Source organism: Pseudooceanicola lipolyticus, from assembly GCF_002786325.1.
GTDB classification, from domain to species: domain Bacteria; phylum Pseudomonadota; class Alphaproteobacteria; order Rhodobacterales; family Rhodobacteraceae; genus Pseudooceanicola_C; species Pseudooceanicola_C lipolyticus.
This window is the reverse complement of record NZ_PGTB01000236.1, coordinates 1-4447: the sequence shown is the minus strand read 5'-3', so window position 1 is coordinate 4447 and position 4447 is coordinate 1. Positions and strand designations below refer to the sequence as shown.

4 protein-coding genes and 1 pseudogene are annotated in these 4447 nt (G+C 64.5%); 2 read left to right on the top strand and 3 right to left on the bottom strand.

The window, feature by feature from the left end; genetic code table 11:
- Positions 1-194: nicotinate-nucleotide--dimethylbenzimidazole phosphoribosyltransferase (locus CVM52_RS23955; protein WP_205965017.1), on the top strand; the 194-nt coding region annotated here is incomplete at its 5' end.
- A gap of 13 nt (positions 195-207) precedes the next feature.
- On the opposite strand, the gene CVM52_RS23950 is transcribed toward CVM52_RS23955, so the two are convergent.
- Positions 208-2091: a monovalent cation:proton antiporter-2 (CPA2) family protein gene (locus CVM52_RS23950; RefSeq protein ID WP_100164833.1), complete on the bottom strand. Its 1884-nt coding sequence runs from the start codon at positions 2089-2091 to the stop codon at positions 208-210.
- A gap of 22 nt (positions 2092-2113) precedes the next feature.
- On the bottom strand, positions 2114-2569 hold the full coding sequence (locus CVM52_RS23945; RefSeq protein ID WP_100164832.1) for an Lrp/AsnC family transcriptional regulator: 456 nt from the start codon (positions 2567-2569) through the stop codon (positions 2114-2116).
- Between the two features lie 149 nt (positions 2570-2718).
- Between CVM52_RS23945 and hppD the strand changes: the two genes are divergently transcribed.
- Positions 2719-3813: a 4-hydroxyphenylpyruvate dioxygenase gene (gene hppD, locus CVM52_RS23940; RefSeq protein ID WP_100164831.1), complete on the top strand. Its 1095-nt coding sequence runs from the start codon at positions 2719-2721 to the stop codon at positions 3811-3813.
- Positions 3814-3919: 106 nt separating this feature from the next.
- Here the strand turns inward: hppD and CVM52_RS27180 are convergent.
- Positions 3920-4447 (bottom strand): annotated as a pseudogene (locus CVM52_RS27180) (hypothetical protein); the annotation flags it as partial.

Below are 4447 nucleotides of genomic sequence, written 5' to 3'. Positions count from 1 at the left end.
TGGCCGGGCATCTGAGCGCCGAGGGCGCGCATGGCGCGCTGCTGGAACGGCTGAACAAGGCGCCGCTGCTGTCGCTGGGCCTGCGGCTGGGGGAAGGCTCGGGCGCGGCACTGGCGATCGGGGTGCTGAAAGGCGCGGTGGCCTGCCATGCCGGCATGGCGACCTTTGCCGAGGCCGGGGTCAGCGGCGCCTGATAAGCGCCCGGCCTCAGGCCGATTTCTTCTGGTCCACCTCGGAGACACGGTTCAGCAGCGCTGCTTCCAGCTCTTTCTCCAACTCGCGGGCGCGGGCGACATAGGCGGCGTTTTCGCTCGACGGGATGTTCGGATCCCAGACCTCGGCCAGCCGCCGCACCGATTCGCGGTCATGGGTGTAAAAGGTCTGTTCCGCCTCGGCGGCCTCGTATTCGGTGAGGCCGATATTTTCCAGCACGTAGCGCCCGGCGCGCAGCGAGCTGTCGAACATCTCGCGCACGATGTCATTGGCGCCGGCGCGGTACAGCTGGAACACGTGGTTGCGGTCATAGGCGCGGGCGACGATGTGCAGATCGGGCCGCTGGCGACGGGCATAGGCGACCAGCATGGTCGCCTTGTCGCGGTCATCCATCGCCACCACCAGCACTCGCGCCTTCATCAGCCCGGCAGCCTTCAGCAGTTCGGGCCGGGTGGGATCGCCCAGGAAACCCTTGATGCCAAAGCGGCGCATCAGCTGGATGGTCTGCATGTCATGGTCCAGCACGATGGTCTTGAAGCCGCTGGCCTGCACCAGCCGATTGACGATCTGGCCAAAGCGGCCGATCCCGGCGATGATCACCGGCCCTTCCTCGTCGATCGCGTCCGGCGCATGCACCGGGGCGGCATCGCGCATCCGGCGCGAGATCTGGTCATAGAGGATGAACAGCAGTGGCGTGATCAGCATGGTCAGCGCGATGATCAGCAGCAGCTTTTCCGAGATGTCCTGCGGGATCACATTTTGCTGCAGCGAAAAGGCCACCAGAACGAAGCCGAATTCGCCGGCCTGGGCCAGTGACAGGGTGAACAGCCAACGGTCGCGTGATTTGAGGCCGAAGGCGCGGGCCAGGACATAGAGGATGATGCCCTTGGCCAGGATCACCAGCAGTGCCAGGCCGATTAGGTCGCCGGGATCGGCAAAGAAGGCCTGGAAATTGATGCCGGCGCCGACGGTGATGAAAAACAGGCCCAGCAGCAGCCCCTTGAACGGTTCCAGATCGCTTTCCAGCTCGTGGCGGAATTCGCTGTTGGCCAGCACCACGCCGGCCAGGAAGGCGCCCAGTGCCGGCGACAGGCCGACCAGCGTCATCAGGAACGAGATGCCGACCACGATCAGCAGCGCCAGTGCCGTATACATCTCGCGCAGGCGCGCGGCGTTGATGTAGCGGAACACCGGGCGGGTCAGGTAGATGCCGGCCAGGATGACGCCGCCGATCACGCCGATCGTCACCAGCGTCACGCCCCAGCCGGGCAGCCCTTCGACCAGCGACGGCACGGCGTGATGGGCGGCCGCGTCCTCGTGCAGCGCGAGTGAGATCGAACCGTCAGGCCCCAGCGTGGCAAATTCATGCACCGCCAGCAGCGGCAGGAACGCCAGGATCGGAATCACCGCGATGTCCTGGGTCAGCAGCACCGAAAACGCCGAACGTCCGCCGCCGGTCTGCATCAGTCCTTTTTCCGACAGGGTCTGCAGCACGATGGCGGTCGAGGACAGCGACAGCGCCAGGCCGATGGCCAGGCCCACGGTCCAGGGCTGCCCGGCCAGCACCGCCGCCGCGGTCAGTGCCATGGTGCTGACTACCACCTGCAGCCCGCCCAGCCCGATCAGCCGGTGGCGCATGTCCCACAACGCCTTTGGTTCCAGTTCCAGGCCGATCAGGAACAGCATCATCACCACACCAAATTCGGCGAAATGCTGCAATTCCTGGGTTTCCGAACCGATCAGCCCCAGCACCGGCCCGATGACGATTCCGGCCGCGAGATAGCCCAGCACCGAACCCAGCCCCATTCGGGCCGCGATCGGCACGGCGATGACCGCCGCGGCCAGGTAGATCGAGGCCTGATAGAGGAAGCTTTCCATGAATCTACGTCCTTTCGGAAACTCAGGTGGGCAGCGGCGCGTCGCGCTTGAGCTGATCCATCACGATCTGGCTTTGCACCCGGGCGACGGCAGGGTGCGGCAGGAGTACCTCATGAATCAAGGTATTCAAGGCGGGAAGATCGGCGCAGAAGACCCGCAGGAGATAATCCGCCTCTCCGGTGAGGGTCCAGGCGCTGGTGATTTCGGGCCGGGTGCGCACCAGCCGGGCAAATTCACGCGACTGTTCCGGGCCATGGGTGCCCAGCTGGACCTGGATGAACCCTTGCACGCTGAGGCCCAAGCGCGCCGGGTCCAGCCGGGCGAAATACCCCTGGATATAGCCATCGGCTTCCAGACGCTGCCGGCGCCGCCCGGCTTGGCTGGCCGACAGGTTCAGCATATCTCCCAGTTCCTGTGCGGTGAGATGCGCGTTTTTTTGCAGCGCGGCCAGCAGGCGGGTGTCGGTCTCGTCCAACATGTGCGGAGTTCCCTCGTTTCATGCCAATATAGTGCATGAACGCCGCATTCCAACCGTGAAACAGGCTGAAAGATGCGCAGAATCAGCAAGCGACTCAGCGTATTCTACGCCGCAGCAAACCCCCTTTCCCGACAGAGGAGTCGCCGCAGATGGGACCGTTCCCGCATAATGCCCCCAAGTCGCAGATCACCGATGAGAACCCGGCCGGGACCGACGGGTTCGAATTCGTCGAATTCGCCCATCCCGATCCGCAGGAACTGCGCGACCTGTTCACCCGCATGGGCTATGCGCTGGTGGGGCGGCACAAGGACAAGGATGTCGAGCTGTGGCAGCAGGGCGATATCACCTATATCGTCAATGCCGATCCCGACAGCTTTGCCGCCCGTTTCGTGGAAGAACACGGCCCCTGCGCGCCGTCGATGGGCTGGCGCGTGGTGGATGCGCAGCACGCCTATGATCACGCGCTGTCCAAGGGCGCCGAACCCTATGACGGCCCCGGCAAGATCATGGACGTGCCGGCCATCAAGGGCATCGGCGGGTCGCTGATCTATTTCATCGACCAGTATTACGAGACCTCGCCCTATAACGAGGAATTCGAGTGGCTGGCCCAGTCCAAGCCGCGTGGCGTCGGCTTCTACTATCTCGACCACCTGACGCATAACGTCTTCAAGGGCAACATGGACAAGTGGTTCCGCTTTTACGGCGACCTGTTCAATTTCCGCGAGATCCGTTTCTTCGATATCGAAGGCAAATATACCGGGCTGTTCAGCCGCGCGCTGACCTCGCCCTGCGGCCGGATCCGGATCCCGATCAACGAGGACCGGGGCGAAACCGGGCAGATCGTGTCCTACCTGAAGAAATATAACGGCGAGGGCATCCAGCATATCGCCGTCGGCAGCGAAGATATCTACGACAGCACCGACGCGATTGCCGAGAACGGCGTCAAGTTCATGCCGGGGCCGCCGGATGCCTATTACGACCAGTCCTTCGACCGCGTCAGCGGCCATGAAGAGCCGGTCGAGCGGATGAAGAAACACGGCATCCTGATCGACGGCGAAGGTGTGGTGGACGGTGGCGAAACCAAAATCCTGCTGCAGATCTTCTCGAAAACCGTGATCGGTCCGATCTTCTTCGAGTTCATCCAGCGCAAGGGCGATGACGGCTTTGGCGAGGGCAACTTCAAGGCGCTGTTCGAATCGATCGAGGCGCAGCAGGTTGCCGATGGCGAGATTGCCGCCGAATAAACCGGTTTGGGAGGACGGGTGCGAACTGGCACCCGAAGGCGCGGCGCCGCGGGTGAGATGACCCGCGGCGCTGTTGAATCCAGGGGGGCAGGTGGCCGGGCGCGGGTTATCCCGAGGGGATCGACAGCGTGTGGTTGCGCCCACCTTTCTGATAGCGCAGCTCGCTGTCGCCGATGGCCACCACGCGGCCGCCATCGACACTGTCGCCGACCTTGACCTTCTTGTAGCGGCCGCTGGGCAGGCGCACCAGCGCGCGGCGGTTCGACGGGGTGCCGTAGACGCCGATCAGGTTCACCTGGCGCAGGTTGATGGCATTGTCCATCGTGGCCTGCCGCGCCACCGAGGCCGAGGAGGGCAGGCTGGGCTGCACCGTCGCGGTGCGGGCGGGCGCCTCGGGTTCGGGTTCGTCCTGTTCCTCTTCGACGGCACGGGCGACCACCTGGTCAAAGCCATCTGGGCGCGCATCGGGACGGACCGAACGCGCCACGGCCTGGTCGGTGGGCGGCGCGGCGACTGTGGGTTGGGCCTGCTCCTGTTCGGATTCGGGGCGCAGGCGCGGGCGCAGCCCGGCCAATTCGTCGCGGGTCAGCCCGCCCAATTGCGAGCGTTCGGCCCGTTCGACCAGATCGCCGGG

Excerpts from the sequence above, each read along its gene's own strand:
- CVM52_RS23950 (WP_100164833.1), bottom strand. The coding sequence starts at position 2,091 with ATGGAAAGCTTCCTCTATCAGGCCTCGATCTACCTGGCCGCGGCGGTC.
- CVM52_RS23945 (WP_100164832.1), bottom strand. The coding sequence starts at position 2,569 with ATGTTGGACGAGACCGACACCCGCCTGCTGGCCGCGCTGCAAAAAAAC.
- hppD (WP_100164831.1), top strand. The coding sequence starts at position 2,719 with ATGGGACCGTTCCCGCATAATGCCCCCAAGTCGCAGATCACCGATGAG.